This window comes from Streptomyces sp. NPDC005774 (assembly GCF_042871645.1).
Classification (GTDB): domain Bacteria; phylum Actinomycetota; class Actinomycetes; order Streptomycetales; family Streptomycetaceae; genus Streptomyces; species Streptomyces pratens.
Genome location: NZ_JBIAIV010000034.1, coordinates 51,936 through 71,860 on the forward strand (window position 1 = coordinate 51,936; position 19,925 = coordinate 71,860).

A 19,925-nucleotide genomic window follows, 5' to 3' on the forward strand; every position below is an offset into this window, starting at 1 on the left:
CGGCTCAGCCCAGGTTGCCGAGGCGGGCCTCGCGCCACAGGTCGACGCCGCCGTCGGTGGCGTACTTGTCGATCTCGGCCAGCTCCTCGCCGCTGAAGTCGAGGTTGTCCAGGGCGGCGACGTTCTGCTCCAGCTGCTCGGTGCGGGACGCGCCGATGACCAGCGAGGTGACGCGCCGGTCCCGCAGGGCCCAGGCCAGCGCCATCTGCGCCAACGTCTGCCCACGGCGGGCCGCGATGTCGTTGAGGGCGCGCAGCCGGTGCAGCATGTCGTCCGTCAACCACGCGGTGTCGAACGACTTGCCTTGCGTCGCCCGCGAACCCTGCGGCACGCCGTCCAGGTAGCGCCCGGTCAGCAGTCCCTGGGCCAGTGCAGTGAACCCGATGATCCCGAAGCCCTCCTCCTGGGCCACGTCCAGCAGCCCTTCGGTCTCGATCCAGCGGTTCAGCATGTTGTACGAGGGCTGGTGGATCAGCAGCGGGGTCCCGAGGTCCCGGAGGATGGCGACCGCCTCACGGGTGCGCTCGGCGTCGTAGGAGGAGATGCCGACGTAGAGCGCCTTGCCCTGGCGGACCGCGGTGTCCAGCGCGCCCATGGTCTCCTCGAGGGGAGTGGTGGCGTCGAGCCGGTGGGAGTAGAAGATGTCCACGTAGTCCAGGCCCATCCGCTCCAGCGACCGGTCCAGCGAGGCGAGCATGTACTTGCGCGATCCGCCGCCCTGACCGTAGGGACCCGGCCACATGTCCCAGCCGGCCTTGGTGGAGATCACCAGCTCGTCCCGGTACGGGGCGAGGTCCTGCTTCATCAGCCGGCCGAAGTTGATCTCCGCGGCGCCGTAGGGCGGTCCGTAGTTGTTCGCGAGGTCGTGGTGGGTGATGCCGAGGTCGAAGGCGCGCAGCGCGATCTCACGCTGGGTCCCGAAGGCCCGGTCGTCACCGAAGTTGTGCCAGTAGCCCAGGGACAGCAGGGGGAGGTCGAGCCCCGAACGCCCGGTGCGCCGGTAGCGCATGGTGCCGTTGTAGCGCTCGGGATTGATCACGTGGTTCATCGGGTGCTCTCCGGGTGCGGTTCAGGGGTGTCCGGGGGACTCTGGAACCCTGCCCACAGTGCCCCCGCGTGATCCGGAAGTCCAACCGGTCCTTTTCATGGATTCCGGCGATGCCGCTTCTGGACCGTGGGACCGGGTGAGGGCCCGGTGGGGAGCGGCGGACCGGCGTGCGGGCCCGGCGCGGGCCGATTGACGGATTGCCGCCCTCGCCGGGCGGGCAGGGAGGCCATGAGTGTCATGAGCACGACTAACCTGCCCCCACGAGGAGGTCGACCATGCACATCCGTACGCTGACCGGAAGCCTGGCCGCGGTTCTGGTGCTTTCCACCCCCCTGTTGTGGGGCGGCCAGGCCGTGGCCGCCCCGTCCGGCGCGCCCGAGCAGACGTCGGCCGCCCGCCTGCTCACCTATGACACGAGCGGCTCCGCGGAGTTCAGGGCCGCCGTCGACCGGGGTGCGGCGATCTGGAACGAGAGCGTCGACGCCGTGGAGCTCCGCCCGGCCGCGTCCGGGCAGCGCGCCAACATCCGGGTCCTGGCGGACAACGGCTGGCCGCGTGCCCTGCCCACCACCCTGGGCAACGGCACCGTCTACATCGGGCGTCAGGCCGTGAACCAGGGCTACGACACGATCCGCATCTCGGCCCACGAGCTCGGTCACATCCTGGGCCTGCCGGACCGTAAACCGGGACCCTGCTCCAGCCTGATGTCCGGCTCCAGCGCGGGAACCGCGTGCACCAACCGTTACCCGAACGCGGCGGAGAAGGCGGAGGTCGAGGGCAACTTCGCGGGCACCCGTTCCGGCGCGCCGGAACCGGCGGAACGGACAGGGTCGGCGGGGCCGGTGCCTCAAGTCGCGCTGATCGGGGACTGACCGGCAGTCCTGCCGCGCCCACCGGGCCACCTCGCACGCCGCTCACCTGTCCGATGTGACTACCGAGGTGAATGCGGCTATGGTTGACGCACGTCAAGGCGCCGGAACTCCCGGAGCTCGCCCGTGCGTTGGTGGTCCAAGGAAAGACGCCCCGCTTCCTGCGGGGAAATGCAGGTGCAAGGCCTGCCCAGCGCTCCACAGCAGGCCCCGCCCCCGAACTTCCGTTCGGGGGCGGGGCCTGTGTCGTTGGCGCTACGGGCCTTGAGTGCCGGCCGGGCCGTGGAGCCGGGTCACGCCGTGTGCAGGGTCAGGCCGTAGCGGCCCAGGATCTCGTTGATCGGCTGGAACCAGGTCTCGCCGCCGGAGGAGCAGTTGCCCCAGCCGCCGGAGGTGACGCCCTGCGCCTGGTCACCGCTGATGAACGAACCGCCCGAGTCGCCGCCTTCGGCGCAGACGCTCGTCTTCGTCATCTGATGCACCGCGCCCTGGCTGTAGTTGACGGTCTCGTTCTTGGCCAGGACCCTGCCGCAGTGCCAGCGGGTCGTCGAGCCGGAGCGGCAGATCGAGGCGCCGACGGGAGCTTCGTTGGAGCCGCGCACCAACTGGTCGGAGACCGTTCCCCAGCCGAGCACGACCGGAACCGTCCACCAGCCGCTGCCCACGTTGACCCACGCGTAGTCGTTGCCCGGGAACGAGGAACCCTGGAAGTTGCCGATGTACGAACCGTCCCAGCCCCGCACCTGGCCGCCCGCGCCGCCGCAGTGACCGGCGGTCACGAAGCCGCCATGGACCGAGAAGCCGATGGAGCAACGGACGTTGCCCGTGTAGTAGGGGTCGCCGCCCACCGTTCCCGCGGCGAAGGTCTCGGCGGCCGCCCGCACGGTGCGCACGGTGACCGGTCCTGCCTCGCGGGCCTCGGAGAGGAACCGCCGGACATCGTTGTCGGTCCGTTCGCCCTCGACGACGTTCACGACCACCGTGTTGGCGGCCGGGTCCACGGACCAACTGCTCACGCCCGACGGCGCGTCGAGGCGGTCCAGGCGTGACACGGTCGTGTCGAGCCGGTGAGCGCTGTGCTCGACGGTGCGGACGGCCGCACCGGAGGACCGGAGGCTGCGGACGGTGGCGGCGTCGGCGTCCGGGGTGACGGCGACGGTCAGCTTCTCGCTCTTCGCGTCGAACCAGGCGCCGCCGTAAGCCGGTCCGGCGGTCTTGCGGGCCTTGGGCTCGAGTTCGGTGGCCCGCTGCTCGGCGGCGAGCCGCTCCTCGGCCTCGGCGGGGGAGAGGCCGAAGTCCCGCTGCATGGCTTGCAGCAGGGCGGTGGAGGCCGGCGCGGAGGGGGTCGAGGTGGCGGAGGCGGCGGGGGAGCCGGAACCGGGGGTGTCGCTCGCCGAGGCGGGCGGAGTGCCCGCCGCGGTCCAACTGCCGATCATGAGGAGTGCGGCCACGCAGGCACGCGTGAGTCCGGTGCGTCTCATGGAAGATGCCCTTCGTCGTTCCAGCGAGGTGGGGGTGGAACAAACGCAATCTGAGAGCGCTCTCATTTGAGTCGGGCAGAGCCTAGCGGACTCGAACTATCAGGTCCATGCCAATGACGGAATCCGGTGCTTCGCTTGCCGGTCGCTCGCTTGGGACGGGTACGGGTGGGCCTTGCCGGGGGCCGTGGGACGCGTGGTGGCGAGTGGCGTCAGGCGGAAGGCGAGGGGGCGCCGGGTAGCCAGGGGCACGGGTGACCGGCCGCGTCGCAGGCCGTTCGTCTCCCGTGCCTTCCGGCTTCCCGCTCGGCGGCAGCCGGTTCTTCGCGCCGGGGACGAAGCCGGACGGCGGGGTGAACGGTCCTTCCACCGGGGCGAGGGCGTGACCAGTGGTGCGGCAGCGGAGCAACGTGGCCGGCGCGCTCCGATGCGTGCCCAGTGACGATGCTCAGGCCTTGACGACGACGGAGGAGCTCGGCACTACTGGAAGGCGTCCCGGGCGTACGTTCTGTTGGGGGGCTCGCCCGGTACCGGTCCGGTATGCCCACCCCCGCCGGGATGCACGTCGGGAGGTGACCGGTGCGGCCTCGATGGGCGGCGGCGATGCTCCTGCTGACGTCGGTACTGCTCCTGCACCTGTGCTCGCCCGCTGTAGGGGCGGAACGACATACGCGGCCGGACCGGCACATGGCGGCACACCCCGTGTGCGCACCCCCCATGGCGGACTCGCCCAGGGCGACGCCCCACCCCCTCGTGGGCCGGCACACGGCTGCATGCCCCACGGGCCCGGTTCATCCGACGTCGGTTCACCACCCCGTCTCCGCGGCAGTCCTCGTGGCGCCCCTCCCGGCATCCGTCCCGGCCCTCGCCCCGGACGCCCCCGACCCTCAGCGTGCGGGGAAGCCCTCTCCCGGTCTCCCGGACGCCGCCCTGCACCTCCGTCTCGCCCGCTCACCGAGGACCGCCGGAGCGGCCGGGGCGCCGCACACGGCGACGGACGCCCAGGCGAACGCGGTTCCCCCGGAGCGGGCCGCCCGCGGCGCGTACCCGTCAGGCACCCCACAAGGCGCGGAGCCGGCACTCCCGGCCCACGACGCCGGCCACCTGCAGACGTTCCGCTGCTGAACCACGGCAGTACCGCCCGAGGCCTGTACCACGCGGCCCGAGCACTGCCCGGCGACCTCACGCCCCGCACGGCACCGCGACAGGCAGGCCCTGGTGCGTCCCGGCATCCGTGACGACACAGGAGACCCGCATGCCCCGAAAGCACCTTCTCGTTCTGCGGCCGGACGAACTCGGCCCCGGCGAGCACAAGACATGGAGACACCTGCGAGGCGAGTCCGGCGCACCGGAGAACCCGTTCCTCGATCCGGCATTCACCACGGCCGTCGGGCACGGCAGGCCCGGTGCCAGGGTCGCCGTACTCCAGGAGGACGGCACCACCGTCGGCTTCTTCCCGTACGAGAAGGGTCCATTGGGGCAGGGCCGGGCCATCGGGCTCGGGGTGTCGGACAGCCAGGGGGCCGTCCTGCACCCCGGCATCCGGGTCGACCCCCGCCGGCTCCTGGCCGCCTGCGGGCTCTCCTCATGGGAGTTCGACAACCTGGAGGCCGGTCAGCACCTCTTCGTACCGCACGCCACCGAGCGACTCGTCAGCCCGGTCGTCGACATCGGTGAGGGCTTCGCGTCCTACACCGGACTGCTGCGGGCGAACGCGCCGGGCTTCCTCAAGCAGACCCTCGCCAAGGAACGCAGACTCGCCCGTCAGGTGGGAGAGGTGCGGTTCATGTACGACGCGCGGGATCCGGACGCGTTACGGGCACTGATGCGCTGGAAGTCCGCGCAGTACCGGCGCACCGGGCGCCAGGACCGGTTCGCGCAGCCGTGGATCACCGCTCTGGTGGAGCGGCTCGCGAGTGGCGACGACCCCGAATGCCGTGGGCTGCTCTCCGTGCTGTACGCCGCCGGCCGCCCCGTGGCCGCCCACTTCGGGCTGCGCTCGCCCACGGTCCTCTCCTGGTGGTTCCCGGCGTACGACCGCGACTACGGCAAGTACTCACCCGGGCTGGTGCTGCACCTGCGGATGCTGGAGGCCGCGGCGGCCGACGGGATCCGCATGGTCGATCTGGGCAGCGGCCCGGCCCGTTACAAGGACTCGCTGAAGACCCGTGAACTGCCCGTCTACGAAGGTGCCGTGGTGCGCCCGGTGCCGGGCGGGGCCGCGTACCGCCTGAGCCGCGAACCGGGACGGGCCGCCCGCCGTTTCGTCCGCGACCGCCCCCGGCTGGCCGGTGCGGCGAGGCACGCGCTGGAGGAGGTGGGCCGACTGCGCGACCGGTGAGGGTCCTCCCCGCGTACGCCGAGGCCAGTACCCGGGGTTACTCCCACCGTGGGACGCCCCGGACGTCCGGGCCCGGCACCGTGGGACAGGTGAAACTCAGCCGCCCCGCACGCCGGGCCCTCCTCGTCGTCCACGTCGTCTCCTCCGCGAGCTGGCTCGGGCTCACCCTCGGGCTGCTCGCACTCGGTGTCACCGCCGCCACCACCGGTTCTGAGGCCACCGTGGAGGCGTCCGCCCGCGCGATGAAGCTCTTCGCCGACCGGCTCGTGGTCCCGCTTGCCCTGCTCACCCTGAGCAGCGGACTGGTGCTGTCCCTGGGCACCCCGTGGGGGCTGGCGAGGCACCGGTGGGTGTACACGAAGTTCTGGCTGACCCTGGCGACGACCACGGCGACGGTCTTCGCGCTGAGGCCGGGGGTCGACGCGGCGATGGCCGCCGTGGCTGCGGGACGTCCTCTGCCCGACGCGGGTGATGTCCTCTTCGGCCCGGTCGTGTCCCTGTCCGCCTATGTCTTCATGACGGCGATCTCGATCCTCAAACCCTGGGGCCCGACCCGCAGGGGCCGCCGCCTGCGCGCCGGGGTCCGTGCCCCGGAGCCGGCCGGGCCGGTGGACGTCCCGGAGCCGGGTGCCCACCGCCCTGTCGGACGTGCCTGACACAATTCGAGGCGCTCGGCGCGTCTCCCGGAACGGGAGACAAGCACCCGCTCGGGGCACCACCGTGGGCCGGGGGAATGCGGCCGGAGATCGTGGGTAGGCGCGCAGTGTGATCGGTGAGTGAAGGCGGATTGGATGGAAGCAGTTCCTGCCGGCGAAGAGGATCCGGTGTCCGGCGTACCGCGGCGGGCGTCCTATGTCCTGGACGGCGACGGCGCGTGGATAGCGGAGGCCCGGCGGCTGGCCGCCGCGTTCCTGACGCGGGCTCAGGCGGAGGACGCGCTGCCCGTGTCGTCCCGCGCGATGGAGGTCACCCAGCTCGTGGTGAGCGAGCTGGTCACCAATGCCCTCAAGTACGCGCCCGGTCCCGTCCGGCTGGACCTGCGCATCGCCGGAGACGCCCTCGAGGTGATGGTCCGGGACGGCAGTACCGCGTTGCCCGTGGCCGGGGTCGCGAACCCGGACCGCGTGGGCCGGCACGGCCTGGAGATCGTGCTGGCCGTCGCCCGCGGGGTGGACGTGCAGCCCGAGCCGGCCGGCAAACGCATCACGGCCCTGATCTCCCTCATGGAGACCGGCGGCCGGTGACGGCCGGTCGCGTCGCACGGCTCCGCGCCACATGGCTCCACATCGCACACCCCTGCTTCCGCGTCCCGGTCTCCCGTGCCCCTGCGCCCGGTCTCCCGCGCCCTGCGTCCGGGCCCGGCGGGCGGCCACAACTGCCGGGCCCGGACGGCGCACGGCGGCATCCCGGCCCGGGGCGCCGGGCAGGAGCTCGGCGCCCCGGGCGAGGGCTCAGGCGCCGACGTAGGACGCGAGGTGCTCGGCGGTGAGGGTGGAGCGGGCGGCGACCAGGTCGGCGGGGGTGCCCTCGAAGACGATGTGACCGCCGTCGTGCCCGGCGCCCGGCCCGAGGTCGATGATCCAGTCGGCGTGCGCCATGACCGCCTGGTGATGCTCGACGACGATCACCGACTTGCCGGAGTCGACCAGCCGGTCGAGCAGACCCAGCAGCTGCTCGACGTCGGCGAGGTGCAGGCCGGTGGTCGGCTCGTCGAGGACGTAGACGCCGCCCTTCTCCGCCATGTGCACGGCCAGCTTGAGCCGCTGCCGCTCCCCGCCGGACAGTGTGTTCAGCGGCTGGCCGAGAGTGAGGTAACCGAGCCCCACGTCGGCGAGCCGGCCGAGGATACGGTGCGCCGCCGGAGTGCGCGCCTCACCGGCGCCGAAGAACTCCTCCGCCTCGGCCACCGGCATCGCGAGCACCTCGCTGATGTCCCGGCCGCCGAAGCGGTACTCCAGCACCGACGCCTGGAACCGCCTGCCCTCGCAGTCCTCGCAGGTGCTCGCCACCCCGGCCATCATCGCCAGATCGGTGAAGACGACACCGGCGCCGTTGCAGGTGGGGCAGGCACCCTCGGAATTGGCGCTGAACAGCGCCGGCTTGACGCCGTTGGCCTTGGCGAACGCCTTGCGGATCGGATCCAGCAGCCCGGTGTACGTCGCCGGGTTGCTCCGCCGCGAGCCGCGGATCGGGCTCTGGTCCACCGACACCACGCCTTCGCCACCGGCCGCCGACGGCGTGCACAGCGACCCGTGCACCAGCGAACTCTTGCCGGAACCGGCGACACCGGTGACGACCGTGAGCACACCGAGCGGGATGTCCACGTCGACATCGCGCAGGTTGTGCGTCGTCGCCCCGCGGATCTCCAGCGCCTCGGAGGACTTGCGCACCGACTCCTTGAGCGTCGCCCGGTCGTCGAAGTGGCGGCCCGTGACGGTGTCACCGCGCCGCAGCCCCTCGACGGTTCCCTCGAAGCAGACGGTGCCACCCGCCGTACCGGCACCGGGGCCGAGGTCGACGACATGGTCGGCGATCGCGATCGTCTCCGGCTTGTGCTCCACGACCAGCACCGTGTTGCCCTTGTCCCGCAGCCGCAGCAGCAGGTCGTTCATCCGCTGGATGTCATGGGGGTGCAGGCCGATGGTGGGTTCGTCGAAGACGTACGTGACGTCGGTGAGCGGGGAGCCGAGATGGCGGATCATCTTGACGCGCTGCGCCTCACCGCCCGACAACGTGCCCGACGGCCGCTCCAGCGCGAGGTAGCCGAGCCCGATCTCCACGAACGAGTCGAGGGTGCCGCCCAGCGAGGTGAGCAGTGGCGCCACCGAGGGCTCGGACAGGCCTCGGACCCACTCGGCCAGGTCCCGGATCTCCATCGCACAGGCGTCGGCGATGCTGATGCCCTTGATCTTCGACGACCGGGCCCCCTCGCTCAGCCGGGTGCCCTCGCACTCGGGGCAGGTGGTGAAGGTGACCGCCCGCTCCACGAACGCCCGGATGTGCGGTTGCATCGACTCCTTGTCCTTCGACAGGAACGACTTCTGGATCTTGGGGATCAGTCCCTCGTAGGTGAGACCGACGCCGTCGACCTTCACCTTGACCGGCTCCCGGTACAGGAAGTCCCGCATCTCCCGCTCGGTGAACTCCCGGATCGGCTTGTCCGGGTCGACGAAGCCCGACTCGGCGTAGACCCGGACGGTCCAGAAGCTGTCCGACTTCCAGCCGGGGATGGTGAACGCGCCCTCGGCCAGCGACTTGGAGTCGTCGTAGAGCTGGGTGAGGTCGATGTCGGTGACGGCGCCCCGGCCCTCGCAGCGCGTACACATCCCGCCGGTGCGCTCGTAGGTCGCCTTCACCGCCTTCTTGTTGCCGCGTTCGACGGTGATCGCCCCGCTCGCCCGGACCGAGGCGGTGTTGAAGGAGAACGCGCCGGGCGGACCGATGTGCGGAGTGCCGAGCCGGCTGAAGAGGATGCGCAGCATCGCGTGGACGTCGGTGACGGTGCCGACCGTGGACCGGGGGTCGGAACCCATCCGCTGCTGGTCGACGACGATCGCGGTGGTCAGCCCTTCGAGGACGTCGACGTCGGGCCGCGCCGGGGCCGGCATGAAGCCCTGCACGAAGGCGCTGTACGTCTCGTTGATCAGCCGCTGCGACTCCGCCGCGATCGTGTCGAACACCAGCGAGCTCTTGCCCGAACCGGAGACGCCGGTGAACACCGTCAGCCGGCGCTTGGGGATCTCGACGCTGACGTCCTTGAGATTGTTCACGCGAGCGCCGTGCACGCGGATCAGTTCGTGCCTGTCGGCGCCGTGCGATGCGGGCGACTGCGCCTTCGTCCTCGTGGTCATGCCGGTGGTGCCGTCCTCTCGTATACGGTCCGTGGTCCTGGTGCCGGCCGGGGGCGCCTCGGTGCCCCCGGCCGGCAGTGTGGCCGGGGTACGGCTCAACGCAGCTCCTGGATGCGGATCAGGTTGCCCGAAGGGTCGCGGAAGGCGCAGTCGCGCACACCGTACGGCTGCTCGGTCGGCTCCTGGACGACCTCGGCGCTGTCGGCCGCCTGCAGTTTCGCGAAGGTGCCGTCGAGATCGTCGGTGGCCAGCAGCAGGCCCGCGTAGGTGCCCTTGGCCATCATCTCGGTGATCATGCGGCGTTCGTCGTCGGTGACACCGGGATCGGCGGCCGGCGGGGTCAGCACGATGGACGTGCCGGGCCGGCCGACAGGACCGACGGTGAGCCAGCGCATGCCGCCGTATCCGACGTCCTTGCGCACCTCGAAGCCGAGGGTGTCGCGGTAGAAGGCCAGGGAGGCCTCGGGGTCGTCGTGCGGGAGGAAACTCGCGTGAATGCTGATGTCCATGGACGTCACGCTAGAGGTGCCCGGCCCCCGGGCGCTTCTCGATTCCTGACCGGTCTGGTCACCTGCTTCGCCACGCATGCAGGCATCCCCTCCGTCGCGTCCGCGGCGAGGCGCCGGTAGGCGCCGGGCGGCATGCCGACGAGTTCGGTGAAGCGCGTGCTGAACGTGCCCAGCGATGAGCCGCCGACCGCGAAACAGACCTCGGTGACACTCAGGTCGCCGCGGCGCAGCAACGTCATCGCCCGCTCGATGCGCCGCGTCATCAGATAGCTGTACGGCGACTCGCCGTACGCGGCCCGGAACTCCCGGCTCAGATGCCCGGCCGACATGTGCACGCCCCGGGCGAGCGCCTCGACGTCCAGCGGCTGCGCGTACTCCCGGTCGATCCGGTCACGGACCCGGCGCAGCCGCGCGAGATCGCGCAGCCGCTGTGCCGAGGTGGGTGAGCCGGTCATACGCGAAATCGTACACACGTCCGCCCGCCCGTCGGCCGGGGTGGAATCCGCCGGGGCGGACGGCCGTGGACGGAACAACAGGGTTCCCGGCATGGTTGTGACCGGTGCGCGTACGGCCGCGGCCGTACGGGATCATGAGTGCGAGGCGGACGTGTCCGCCGAAGGACGCGGGAGAAGGGCGAGACGAGATGACGAGGACCGAGGAGAAGGCGCTGCTGGCGGGCGGCTGTTTCTGGGGTATGGAGGAGCTGATCCGCACGTTCCCGGGCGTCCTGAGCACACGCGTCGGTTACAGCGGCGGCGACGTCCCCAACGCCACGTACCGCAACCACGGCACCCACGCCGAGTCGATCGAGATCACCTACGACCCGGCGGTCACCGACTACCGCACGATCCTGGAGTACTTCTTCCAGATCCACGACCCGAGCACGAAGAACCGGCAGGGCAACGACATCGGGCTGAGCTACCGCTCCGCCATCTTCTACTTCGACGACGAGCAGAAGCGCGTCGCCGAGGAGGCGATCGCCGACGTCGACGCGTCGGGTCTGTGGCCGGGGCCCGTGGTCACCGAGGTCGCACCGGCCGGCCCGTTCTGGCTGGCCGAGCCCGAGCACCAGGACTACCTCCAGCGGTACCCGGACGGCTACACCTGCCACTTCGTCCGCCCCGGCTGGCGCCTGCCCCGCCGCGCGGAGTCCTGAGCCGCTGAGGTCCCAGGACGTCGGACCGGGCGGCACCCACCACGGCCCACCCAGGGGGCGCGCACGCGAGGCGGCGCGCCCCCTGGGCGTCGTGGGGTGCTGGTGCTCCGGGCCGGACCCTGCCCGGAGGACGGGGGTCACTCGACGAGCTTGCCCTCGGCGGAGACCTCCCGCATCAGGGAGGAGATCTCCTCGGGCACGGGCGGGACGCTCTCGCGGGTGACGCCCGTCGTCGGGGACCGGACGAGGTGGACCCGCCGCTCCGGGTCATGGTGGACAGGCGCTGTTCGCTGATAGCCGCGATTGCCCCGATCGCCGGGGTCGTCACTCACTTCGACAGGGTGGGCGAGGCGCCTGTGGCACGGCAGCCGCACTCCCGCTGCCGGGGGAGGGGCGCTGCCCGCTCCGGCCGGGCCGGAGCGGGCAGCCACCCGTCAGCCGAACTGGCCGGGCCGGTAGTCGCCGGCGGGCTGCTGGTTGATGACGTTGATGCGGTTGTAGGTGTTGATGACCGCGATGAGGGAGATGAGCGCGACGAGTTGGTCCTCGTCGTAGTGCTTGGCCGCGTCGGCCCACGCCTGGTCGGTGACGCCGCCGGCGGCGTCGGCGATCCGGGTGCCCTGTTCGGCGAGCTCGAGTGCGGCCCGTTCGGCCTCGGTGAAGACGGTGGCCTCGCGCCAGGCGGCGACGAGGTGGAGGCGCTGGGCGGTCTCGCCGGCGTGGGCGGCGTCCTTGGTGTGCATGTCGGTGCAGAAGCCGCAGCCGTTGATCTGGCTGGCGCGGATCTTCACCAGTTCCTGGGTGGCGTGCGGCAGGCCCGATTCGGACGCCGCCCTGCCCGCCGAGTTGATGTGCCTCAGTACCTTGGCGCCGAGTGCGTTGCCGAAGAAGTCGAGACGGGCATCCATGGTGATCTCCTGGGTCGCGATCGCGGTGACGTACTTCTGACGGGACAGCCCGCCGAGGTGTGACAGGACCTGGTGTGTGACGTACGTCTCCCTGCCGGAGAGGGGTCGCGAGAAGTCGGAGAAGGCTCGCGGGAAGGGGGCCGGAGAGGATACGGCGGGACCGCGGAGGCGTCGTTCGGGCAGCGGTGAACGAGCGATAACCTGGCCGTATGCAGGACCACGCCTCCTCGCTCGCCGGGAGCGGCACCGCCCTGCCGCGTGTCCTGGGGGCGCTCGGCGACCCGGCGCGGCTCGGCCCCGTCCGGGTGCTGTCCGGCGCCCGCTGTCTCGTCGTCCCGAGCCGCGACGGCCTCGGCGCCCGGTCCCCGGGGCCGCGGTCCTCCGCTCTGCTGTCGGCGGTTGTCGCCGGGCACGCCGGAGGGCGTGTCGGCAGGCATGTCACCGGGACCCGTGACGAGGACTGACACCCGGCCCGGGTACGGGAACAATGAGGGGACTGGAAGCCGGACGGGGGAGCGGAGCGTCGGTGAGCGAGCGTCAGGAACGCGACTGGGCAGGCATGACGCCCGGGGATTTCGACCGGGACGCCCCCCTGTGTCTGAACGTGGGCACCGGGCCCGTCGTGGTCCCGGCGGAACCCGACGAGTACGGCACGGTGCCCCTGTTCGGCGAGGAGACACCGGCCCGGCGCCCCGGCCCGCGCCGGCTGCCTCCGCGCGGCGGCACGCCCGCCGAGCAGGAGCACCTGTTCTGACCCGGCCCGGTGCGCCGTTGCCGGCGGTCAGCCGGTGTGCAGGGTGCGGGCGGGCAGCAGGACGTGGGCGGCGGACCGCAGGGTGTCCTGGTCCGAGGTGAACGCGTCCAGGGTCGCGAGGTCGCCGGGCTCGGCACCGGACGGCCAGGGCCGGGTCGTGAAGACCAGGTACACATGCCCGCGTTCACGGACGGCGTCGGCCCATTTCGGTGGTGGGACGAACTGGGCGTCGAAACCCGGCATGGTGAGCGACGCCGCACCCGGCACGACGAGGACACCGGACGGGCCGGTCTCCTCGATGGCGTCGACGAGGCGACCCGCGGGAGACAGGCCCGCGCCGCGCAGCAGGTGCCGCACGGCGTCCGCGGTGGCGTCGGGGCCGCTCGCCCCGTTCCCCAGGGAGCAGGCCAGGAGGAAGGGGACGCCGCCGTCGGGTGTTTCCCCGCGCCAGGCCATGACGACGACGGAACCCAGGTCGGCGGAGTTCCATGACTGCGCTGCGGTAGAGGTCGTGGACACCGCGGAACCGTATCGGCGCGGCGGCCCTCATGCGGCCGGTCGTCACCCGTCCGGGCGATACCCGTGGCCGCATTCCACACGTATGAGGGATGAACAGCCGCCCGGAACGGCCATGTTCGGGGTTTCGGGACGTGAAGCCCGGCGGGCCGGGAGGGTGCTCCGGACGCGGGCCGAGAGGTGCTCCGGACGTGAGACAGGACGACATGGCGGATCACGGGCACAGGTATGAACACGGGCGCTGTTGCGGACTCGACTGAGGGCCGGGGGGATGCGACCGGCTCCGGTACGGGTCACCACCGGACAACGCGAATTAAGGTTAGCCTAACCTTACGACGTGAAGCCTGGTGAAGAGGCGTCCCCCGGCCTGCGTGGCCATGAGTTGGCGGCGACCGATGTGACCGTGGCGTACGACGGCGTGGACGTCGTCCACGCCGCGGCGTTGACCCTGCGGCCGGGCGAAGTGACGGCACTGGTCGGTCCCAACGGCAGCGGCGAGTCGACCCTGTTGCGCACCGTCGCGCGGCTCCAGTCGCCCCGCCGGGCCGCGCTCACGAGCGACGCCGACACCGACGGCCTGGCCCTCAGCCCTCGCGAGTTCTCCCGCCGGGTGGCCCTGCTGTTGCAGGGCCGGCCCACGCCCAGCGGTCTGAGCGTGCGCGACGTCGCCGAGTTCGGCCGCTACCCCCACCGGGGTCGCTGGGGCGGCGCCGACCCCGGCGGGCGGGCCGCGGTCGACCGCGCACTCACCATGACCGGCGTCGCCGAACTCGCCGACCGCGGCGCCGAACACCTCTCCGGCGGACAGCTCCAGCGCGTCTGGCTGGCCGGCTGCCTGGCCCAGGAGACCGGCGTCCTCCTCCTCGACGAACCCACCACCTACCTCGATCTGCGCTACCAGGTCGAACTCCTCGACCTGGTCCGCGATCTGGCGGACGCCCACGGCACCGCCGTCGGCGTCGTCCTGCACGACCTCGACCAGGCGGCGGCCGTGGCCGACCGGATCGTGCTGCTCGCCGAGGGGTGCATCGTCGCCGAGGGCACGCCCGAGGAGGTCCTGACACCACAACGCCTGACCGAGGTCTACGGCATCCGGATCGAGGTCGGCACCGACCCGCTCACCGGCCGGCTGCGCACCCGCGCGATCGGCCGTCACCACACCCGCACCGAAAGGCTCAGCACCCCCTCATGAGACGCCTTCTGCTCACCGTGCCCGTGGCCGCCGCGGGCACCATCGGCTTCGTGGGCCTGGTCGCCCCGCACGCGGCCCGGGCCCTCGTGGGGCGCCGGCACACCCGCGTCCTCCCGGTCGCGGTGCTGCTCGGCGCCGTACTGGTGTGCATCGCCAACCTGTTGGGCCGCACCGTGATCGCACCGGCCCAGCTGGGAGCCGGCCTCATGACGGCCGTCATCGGCACGCCGTACTTCCTGTACGTACTGGTGCGCAGCCGGCGGTGACGGAAGAGGCCGGGTGCCGCCGGGCCCTCGGGGCAGCCGACGGCACCCGGCCGGTCCGGGCGGGAACGGTCAGCCGAAGACCTTGACGGCCTGGTAGTACGTCCACGCGGTGCTGTTGCAGGCGGTCTTCGTGGCCCCGGTGTAGCCGGTGCAGACGCGCTTGAGGTCTTCGTAGAAGGCACTGTCGAGGCGTGCCTTGTTGGCGTCGAAGGAGCCGGCGGCCTTGTAGTTGCGGTAACCGAAGTCGTGGCGCGCGCAGGACGTCGCGAAGGGGAAGCCGAACGGGTTGTCGGGGGACGTGGAACAGTAGTCGGTGCTCCAGTCGAACCCGTAGGCGGCCCAGGCGGCCTGGTTGGAGCGCGCGGCGACCCACTGGTTGTGGCTCGACGCGCTGGTCTGCGTCCAGCCGGAGAGGACCTGCGCCTTGTCGGCGGGAGCGGCCTCGGCGGCTGCGGCGGTACCCAGGACACCGACGGCGGCGAGAGCCGACGCGGCCAGGGCGGTGGCGAACTTGCGGTGCATCCCACACCTCCACGAGACTGCGGCCCGACCACCGGACCGCAGGTTCATGACAAGAAGATGCCCGTGCCGCCCACGCTTTCACACCATGGACGGCTCAACAATCTGTTGACGTTCGGGCCGGCCGGGTGTCGTGATCGCGTCGCGTGGACCAACTCCACGGCCGGTGAAGGGAGTCCGGGCTCGCGGGGCCGACAGGTGGGACGGAGGATAATCGCTGGGCCTGTGAGAGCGGGGGAGTTATGCTCCTGGTGATGATCACTCACTTCGTTCCGAGAACGGGGGTTCCGTCCGCGCAAGGTGAGAGCTGATGCTCACACCGACCGCGAACGGGGACACTCGTCTTCTTCTCTGGCTGCGCGTGCGGAAGTTCGCCGTGCCGCCCGCCATGATCGAGACCGCGACCACCCGCCGGCGTGTTGGCGACTGGGCGGGGGCCTGCGCCGCCGCGGGCATCGACGTCGACCTGGACCTGCGGTCCCTGGCCCGCACCCATGGCCGGACACTCGCAGCCGAAGTCCGTTCGGACCTGCGCCACTTGGCGCCCGACCTGCTCCGCTGGCAGTTGCCGCGGATTGCCCCCGACGGACTGTTGCGTCCGGGCCTGACCATCACCCTGGCCCGGTACGGCAGGAGCGGCAGGAGCGCCGGTGGTGGCAGTGACGGCCCCGGGGCCGGTACCGGGTCCGGCCCGGTGCACCTCGTGGTCCGGACTCCGCCCGCCTGGGCGGACGGTGGCCAGCGGTTCGGCCTGGAGCTGTGGGACGGCCGCCGACTCCGGGCCGACGCCCGTCACCATCCGCACCCGCGCCCGAGCCCGCGCTTCCGCCTCGATCTGCACCGCCACCTGTGGGACGCCCGCCGGAGCGGCGAACTGCGTTCACGCTCCGGGGCGGACCGGCCGGCCGACGTCAACGACCGGGCACTACCCCCGGGTTCACCGGAACTGCTCCCGCCCGGCCATCGCTGCGCCGTCGACCGGTGGCGCGACGAGGCCGCGCTCGTCCTGCGCGACGCGGGGCGCACGACCGGCACGGTCGTCGCACGGATCGGCGACGGACGCCGACTGCTCCTGCACCTGGCCGGTGGCGGGGACGACGGCCCGGTACCGCCTGCCCTCCGGCTCTCCCGCGCGCCCGCCGGTGGCAGCGCCTCCACCCTGCCCGTCCTGCCCTACGCGGCCACCCACGTGCTCCCCGACCTGGAGTTGCTCCGCGCCGGTGCGCTCGGCCCCGGCCGGCTGCACCCGTTGGTCGCCTCGGCGCTCGCACCGGACTCCGTACCGCGGCCGGTGCCCGGACCGGGGCCGACCGGTTTCCGGCGCGCGCCGGACCCGGCGGACGAGCCGCGTCTCGTGGAGTGCCGGGGAGAGCGGCACCGGATCGGGCTGGTCGGCGGGGTGCTGGCAGCACTGGACCACGACCCGGCCGAGATCGGGCGGGAGGAACTGCTGGCCGCGCTGACCGGTACGCCGCTGCCCTGCCTCCAGGCCATCGACCGGGCGCACCGGCGCCCGGACTGCCTCACCGGCGTCCGCGAACGTCTGGATCACGGCGACATCACCGGCGCGCTGGCCGTGGTCGAGGGACTGCTGGGTCCCGGCGCGTGCCTGCGTGACGGCCCGTTGCGGGACGAACTCGAGGCGGCCGCCGAGCGGCGGATCACCTACGGCCTGTACCGGGCGGGACTCAACGAGCCCGCGCCGGGCCGGCTCCCGCCCGGCAGCCGTCGCCCTCACGACCACCGCCCCCGCCCCCGCCTGGCCATGTGACACACCAGTGACACCGCCGGGACCGCCTTCACGGCGACCCCGCCGCCTCGCCCGCACACCCCCACCCATGCTCGCTCCTCACACCCACAGGTGATGATGTATGCCCACATACGCGCCCTCTGACTTCCGTCCCGTTCGCCCTCCCGCTTCCGATGCCACCACGACGTCCTTCGACCCGCCCCACGCCTCCCGGCTCGACGTCGCCGGTGATCTGCTCGCCCTCCTGAGCGACACCACCACCGAACCCCGCCCCGACACCCAACTGGAGGCACTCACCCTGGCCGTGGCCGCCGACCTGCCGGTCCTGCTGTGGGGCGAGCCGGGGATCGGCAAGACCGCTGCCCTCACCCAGCTCGCCGCCGCACTGGACCTGCCGCTGACCACCGTGATCGCCAGCGTGCACGAACCGTCCGACTTCTCGGGGCTGCCCGTCGTCGGGGACGACCCGGCCGAACAGGGAGTGCCGATGGCTCCGCCGGACTGGGCCGTGCGCCTGGTGCGGGCGGGCCGCGGACTGCTGTTCCTGGACGAGCTGTCCACCGCTCCTCCGGCCGTGCAGGCCGCCCTGCTGCGACTGGTGCTGGAACGGCGTATCGGCGCCCTCCGACTCCCTCCCGGTGTACGGATCGTGGCCGCCGCCAACCCCCGCGCCTCGGCAGCGGACGGCTGGGAACTCAGCCCGCCCCTGGCCAACCGGTTCGTGCACCTTCAGTGGATCCACGACCACGGGGTCGTCGTCCGCGGTCTCGGCGGGACCTGGCCCCGGGCGACCCTGCCACGTCTCGACCCGGAGAAACTGCCCGAGGCTGTGGACCTCGCCCGCCGTGCGGTGTGCGGGTTCCTCACCGCCCGCCCTCCGCTGGTGCACCGGCTGCCCGACAATGAGACCCGCCGGGGCGGGCCCTGGCCCTCACCGCGCAGCTGGGACATGACCCTGCGCCTGATCGCCTTCGCCACCGCGGCCGGCTCCGCCCGCGACGTGCTCTCCCTGCTGGTCAGGGGCACCGTCGGTGACGGCCCCGGCCTGGAACTGCTGGCGAGTCTGGACCGGATGGACCTCCCCGACCCCGAAACGCTGCTCGCCGACCCGGCGGGCGCCGAACTGCCCGAACGGGGAGACCTGCGACAGGCCGTGCTCGACGGGGTGGTGGCCGCGGTCCGGGCGCGCCCGGAGAAGTCCCGCTGGGACGCCGCGTGGGCGCTGCTCGTCCGGGCCGTGGAGACCGGCGCCCCCGACCTCGTGGTCGTCCCCGCCACCACCCTCGCCACCCTGCGCCGCGAGGACTGGGACGTACCGGAGGCGATCGAACGCCTCACCGGAGTGATCGCCCTGTCCCGCCGGGCCGACCAGGCGGCGGCCCGCTCCGTCGCCCCGGCGAGGGCGGGCCGATGACCACACGCCCCCGCGCCACGGCCGGTGACACCGCGGACATCCACGCCACGCGTACCGGCAGTACGCCCGCCCACCCCACGCCGCCCCCGCCCGCCCCCGCCCTCGACGTCGGCAAACTCCTCGCCGCCCGTCTGCACGCCGCCCGCGTCCGGCCCTACCTGGCGACGGCACTGTTCGCCCTGCACCCCGTCACATCGGTGCGGGTACCGACGATGGCCGTCGACCGGCACTGGCGGTGCTACGTGTCGCCGGGCTTCGTGGACCGCACCCCCGAGGAGGAACTCGCCGGTGTCTGGGTGCACGAGGTGTCGCACCTGCTGCGCGACCACCACGGGCGCTGCGACCGGTACGCACGGGCGCACCACCTGACCGGCCCGGCGGAACGGCTGCGGATGAACATCGCGGCGGACTGCGAGATCAACGACGACGTGTTCGGCGACGGCCTGGTTCGGCCCGAGGGCGCGATCACGCCGAGGAGCCTGCTGCTTCCGGCCGGAGAGCTGATGGAGGACTACCTGGGCCAGTTCCGGCTCGGGCCGTACACCCAGGGCATGGCCTGGCTGGACTGCGGCAGCGGCGCCGACGGACGGGAACGGGAGTGGGACCTCGGGCCGGACGGCGCGCACGGCCTCAGCGAACAGGAACGCGACGCGGTCCGGTTCCGGGTCGCGCAGGGCATCAACGCCCGGCCGGGAGACGTCCCCGAGAGCTGGCAGCGATGGGCCGAGGAGGCGTTCCAGCCGCCGCAGCCCTGGCGGGAGCTGCTCGGTGCGGCACTGCGCGCGGCGGTCTCCGGCTCCGGTGCGGGCGATGACTACTCCTACGGCCGTCCCGCACGGCGCTCGGCCGGCCTGCCCGGCATCGTGCTGCCGAGCCTGCGGCGCACGCCGCCCCGTGTCGCGGTGGTCATCGACACCTCCGGCTCGGTCAGCGACGCCGAACTGGGCAGCGCGCTCCGGGAGGTCGCGGCGATCTCCCGGGCGGTGGGCGGCCGCCGCGACATAGTGTCGGTGGTGTCGTGCGACGCCGCGGCCACAGCCGTGCGGTCCCTGTGCCGTGCCGAGGGGATACCGCTGGTGGGTGGCGGCGGAACGGATCTGCGCACGGGTTTCGCCACGGCCCTCCGGGCACGCCCCCGGCCGGACGCCCTCGTGGTGCTGACCGACGGACAGACACCCTGGCCGGACCGGCGGCCCCCGTGCCGGACGGTGGTCGGCCTGTTCCCCCGCCGCCGCACGGCCGGCTCCTCGCACGACGAGAACGACCCCGAGTACCGACCGGACGCACCGCCGGGCTGGGCCCGGGTGGTGACCATCACCGAGGGCCCCGGCAGCCGGTGAACCGAACGCGACGC

20 protein-coding genes and 1 pseudogene are annotated in these 19,925 nt (G+C 72.4%); 12 read left to right on the top strand and 9 right to left on the bottom strand.

The window, feature by feature from the left end:
- Positions 1–4 precede the first annotated feature (4 nt).
- Positions 5–1,048: an L-glyceraldehyde 3-phosphate reductase gene (mgrA, locus tag ACFYQA_RS26530; protein ID WP_388922638.1), complete on the bottom strand. Its 1,044-nt coding sequence runs from the start codon at positions 1,046–1,048 to the stop codon at positions 5–7.
- A 275-nt stretch (positions 1,049–1,323) separates the two neighbouring features.
- On the opposite strand from mgrA, the gene ACFYQA_RS26535 reads away from it, so the two are divergent.
- The gene (locus ACFYQA_RS26535; RefSeq protein WP_388922641.1) at positions 1,324–1,920 is read left to right on the top strand and encodes a snapalysin family zinc-dependent metalloprotease; all 597 of its coding nucleotides are present in this window, start codon (positions 1,324–1,326) and stop codon (positions 1,918–1,920) included.
- A 290-nt stretch (positions 1,921–2,210) separates the two neighbouring features.
- On the opposite strand, the gene ACFYQA_RS26540 is transcribed toward ACFYQA_RS26535, so the two are convergent.
- Positions 2,211–3,398 (bottom strand): S1 family peptidase, encoded by a 1,188-nt coding sequence (locus ACFYQA_RS26540; protein ID WP_388922644.1) that lies wholly within the window; start codon positions 3,396–3,398, stop codon positions 2,211–2,213.
- A 1,252-nt stretch (positions 3,399–4,650) separates the two neighbouring features.
- On the opposite strand from ACFYQA_RS26540, the gene ACFYQA_RS26545 reads away from it, so the two are divergent.
- The 3 genes from ACFYQA_RS26545 (at position 4,651) to ACFYQA_RS26555 (ending at position 6,980) form a co-directional block, all read left to right on the top strand.
- Complete coding sequence (locus ACFYQA_RS26545) at positions 4,651–5,736, top strand: GNAT family N-acetyltransferase (RefSeq protein ID WP_388922647.1); 1,086 nt, start codon at positions 4,651–4,653, stop codon at positions 5,734–5,736.
- A gap of 89 nt (positions 5,737–5,825) precedes the next feature.
- The gene (locus ACFYQA_RS26550) at positions 5,826–6,392 is read left to right on the top strand and encodes a DUF2269 family protein (protein ID WP_388922650.1); all 567 of its coding nucleotides are present in this window, start codon (positions 5,826–5,828) and stop codon (positions 6,390–6,392) included.
- A gap of 135 nt (positions 6,393–6,527) precedes the next feature.
- Complete coding sequence (locus tag ACFYQA_RS26555) at positions 6,528–6,980, top strand: ATP-binding protein (protein ID WP_388922652.1); 453 nt, start codon at positions 6,528–6,530, stop codon at positions 6,978–6,980.
- A gap of 207 nt (positions 6,981–7,187) precedes the next feature.
- Here the strand turns inward: ACFYQA_RS26555 and ACFYQA_RS26560 are convergent, their stop codons facing one another.
- The 3 genes from ACFYQA_RS26560 to ACFYQA_RS26570 all read right to left on the bottom strand — a co-directional run bounded on the left by ACFYQA_RS26560 (position 7,188) and on the right by ACFYQA_RS26570 (position 10,551).
- Complete coding sequence (locus tag ACFYQA_RS26560) at positions 7,188–9,587, bottom strand: ATP-binding cassette domain-containing protein (RefSeq protein ID WP_388922719.1); 2,400 nt, start codon at positions 9,585–9,587, stop codon at positions 7,188–7,190.
- Positions 9,588–9,682: 95 nt separating this feature from the next.
- Positions 9,683–10,096, bottom strand: coding sequence for a VOC family protein (locus ACFYQA_RS26565; RefSeq protein WP_386394246.1), 414 nt, complete (start codon positions 10,094–10,096; stop codon positions 9,683–9,685).
- A 5-nt stretch (positions 10,097–10,101) separates the two neighbouring features.
- The gene (locus ACFYQA_RS26570) at positions 10,102–10,551 is read right to left on the bottom strand and encodes a helix-turn-helix transcriptional regulator (RefSeq protein WP_388922655.1); all 450 of its coding nucleotides are present in this window, start codon (positions 10,549–10,551) and stop codon (positions 10,102–10,104) included.
- Positions 10,552–10,739: 188 nt separating this feature from the next.
- Between ACFYQA_RS26570 and msrA the strand changes: the two genes are divergently transcribed.
- Entirely contained in the window at positions 10,740–11,252 is a 513-nt protein-coding gene (gene msrA, locus ACFYQA_RS26575; protein ID WP_388922658.1) for a peptide-methionine (S)-S-oxide reductase MsrA, read from the top strand.
- Between the two features lie 137 nt (positions 11,253–11,389).
- On the opposite strand, the gene ACFYQA_RS26580 is transcribed toward msrA, so the two are convergent.
- Positions 11,390–11,584: a hypothetical protein gene (locus ACFYQA_RS26580; RefSeq protein WP_388922725.1), complete on the bottom strand. Its 195-nt coding sequence runs from the start codon at positions 11,582–11,584 to the stop codon at positions 11,390–11,392.
- 102 nt (positions 11,585–11,686) lie between these two features.
- On the bottom strand, positions 11,687–12,160 hold the full coding sequence (locus ACFYQA_RS26585) for a carboxymuconolactone decarboxylase family protein (RefSeq protein ID WP_386394239.1): 474 nt from the start codon (positions 12,158–12,160) through the stop codon (positions 11,687–11,689).
- Between the two features lie 209 nt (positions 12,161–12,369).
- On the opposite strand from ACFYQA_RS26585, the gene ACFYQA_RS26590 reads away from it, so the two are divergent.
- On the top strand, positions 12,370–12,624 hold the full coding sequence (locus ACFYQA_RS26590; RefSeq protein WP_388922661.1) for a hypothetical protein: 255 nt from the start codon (positions 12,370–12,372) through the stop codon (positions 12,622–12,624).
- A gap of 62 nt (positions 12,625–12,686) precedes the next feature.
- Positions 12,687–12,914, top strand: a complete 228-nt coding sequence (locus ACFYQA_RS26595; RefSeq protein WP_388922664.1) for a hypothetical protein — start codon at positions 12,687–12,689, stop codon at positions 12,912–12,914.
- A gap of 27 nt (positions 12,915–12,941) precedes the next feature.
- On the opposite strand, the gene ACFYQA_RS26600 is transcribed toward ACFYQA_RS26595, so the two are convergent.
- Positions 12,942–13,433 (bottom strand): DUF5949 family protein, encoded by a 492-nt coding sequence (locus tag ACFYQA_RS26600; RefSeq protein WP_388922668.1) that lies wholly within the window; start codon positions 13,431–13,433, stop codon positions 12,942–12,944.
- Between the two features lie 334 nt (positions 13,434–13,767).
- Between ACFYQA_RS26600 and ACFYQA_RS26605 the strand changes: the two genes are divergently transcribed.
- Both ACFYQA_RS26605 and ACFYQA_RS26610 read left to right on the top strand, forming a co-directional pair.
- Positions 13,768–14,622, top strand: a complete 855-nt coding sequence (locus ACFYQA_RS26605) for an ABC transporter ATP-binding protein (protein WP_388922671.1) — start codon at positions 13,768–13,770, stop codon at positions 14,620–14,622.
- Between the two features lie 5 nt (positions 14,623–14,627).
- Positions 14,628–14,888: pseudogene (locus ACFYQA_RS26610) on the top strand (iron chelate uptake ABC transporter family permease subunit); the annotation flags it as partial.
- Positions 14,889–14,957: 69 nt separating this feature from the next.
- Here the strand turns inward: ACFYQA_RS26610 and ACFYQA_RS26615 are convergent.
- On the bottom strand, positions 14,958–15,410 hold the full coding sequence (locus tag ACFYQA_RS26615; protein WP_332432507.1) for a phospholipase: 453 nt from the start codon (positions 15,408–15,410) through the stop codon (positions 14,958–14,960).
- 307 nt (positions 15,411–15,717) lie between these two features.
- On the opposite strand from ACFYQA_RS26615, the gene ACFYQA_RS26620 reads away from it, so the two are divergent.
- The 3 genes from ACFYQA_RS26620 (at position 15,718) to ACFYQA_RS26630 (ending at position 19,911) form a co-directional block, all read left to right on the top strand.
- Positions 15,718–17,178, top strand: a complete 1,461-nt coding sequence (locus ACFYQA_RS26620) for a hypothetical protein (protein WP_388922674.1) — start codon at positions 15,718–15,720, stop codon at positions 17,176–17,178.
- A gap of 100 nt (positions 17,179–17,278) precedes the next feature.
- Positions 17,279–18,571 carry an AAA family ATPase gene (locus tag ACFYQA_RS26625; RefSeq protein WP_388922677.1) on the top strand — a complete coding sequence of 431 codons (1,293 nt, stop codon included), beginning with the start codon at positions 17,279–17,281 and terminating at the stop codon, positions 18,569–18,571.
- The gene (locus ACFYQA_RS26630) at positions 18,568–19,911 is read left to right on the top strand and encodes a VWA-like domain-containing protein (protein ID WP_388922680.1); all 1,344 of its coding nucleotides are present in this window, start codon (positions 18,568–18,570) and stop codon (positions 19,909–19,911) included. The genes ACFYQA_RS26625 and ACFYQA_RS26630 overlap by 4 nt, the downstream gene beginning before the upstream one ends.
- Positions 19,912–19,925: the final 14 nt, after the last annotated feature.

Coding starts and splice junctions, on each gene's coding strand:
- mgrA (WP_388922638.1), bottom strand. CDS start 1,048: ATGAACCACGTGATCAATCCCGAGCGCTACAACGGCACCATGCGCTAC.
- ACFYQA_RS26535 (WP_388922641.1), top strand. CDS start 1,324: ATGCACATCCGTACGCTGACCGGAAGCCTGGCCGCGGTTCTGGTGCTT.
- ACFYQA_RS26540 (WP_388922644.1), bottom strand. CDS start 3,398: ATGAGACGCACCGGACTCACGCGTGCCTGCGTGGCCGCACTCCTCATG.
- ACFYQA_RS26545 (WP_388922647.1), top strand. CDS start 4,651: ATGCCCCGAAAGCACCTTCTCGTTCTGCGGCCGGACGAACTCGGCCCC.
- ACFYQA_RS26555 (WP_388922652.1), top strand. CDS start 6,528: ATGGAAGCAGTTCCTGCCGGCGAAGAGGATCCGGTGTCCGGCGTACCG.
- ACFYQA_RS26560 (WP_388922719.1), bottom strand. CDS start 9,587: ATGACCACGAGGACGAAGGCGCAGTCGCCCGCATCGCACGGCGCCGAC.
- ACFYQA_RS26565 (WP_386394246.1), bottom strand. CDS start 10,096: ATGGACATCAGCATTCACGCGAGTTTCCTCCCGCACGACGACCCCGAG.
- ACFYQA_RS26570 (WP_388922655.1), bottom strand. CDS start 10,551: ATGACCGGCTCACCCACCTCGGCACAGCGGCTGCGCGATCTCGCGCGG.
- msrA (WP_388922658.1), top strand. CDS start 10,740: ATGACGAGGACCGAGGAGAAGGCGCTGCTGGCGGGCGGCTGTTTCTGG.
- ACFYQA_RS26585 (WP_386394239.1), bottom strand. CDS start 12,160: ATGGATGCCCGTCTCGACTTCTTCGGCAACGCACTCGGCGCCAAGGTA.
- ACFYQA_RS26590 (WP_388922661.1), top strand. CDS start 12,370: ATGCAGGACCACGCCTCCTCGCTCGCCGGGAGCGGCACCGCCCTGCCG.
- ACFYQA_RS26615 (WP_332432507.1), bottom strand. CDS start 15,410: ATGCACCGCAAGTTCGCCACCGCCCTGGCCGCGTCGGCTCTCGCCGCC.
- ACFYQA_RS26620 (WP_388922674.1), top strand. CDS start 15,718: ATGCTCACACCGACCGCGAACGGGGACACTCGTCTTCTTCTCTGGCTG.
- ACFYQA_RS26625 (WP_388922677.1), top strand. CDS start 17,279: ATGCCCACATACGCGCCCTCTGACTTCCGTCCCGTTCGCCCTCCCGCT.
- ACFYQA_RS26630 (WP_388922680.1), top strand. CDS start 18,568: ATGACCACACGCCCCCGCGCCACGGCCGGTGACACCGCGGACATCCAC.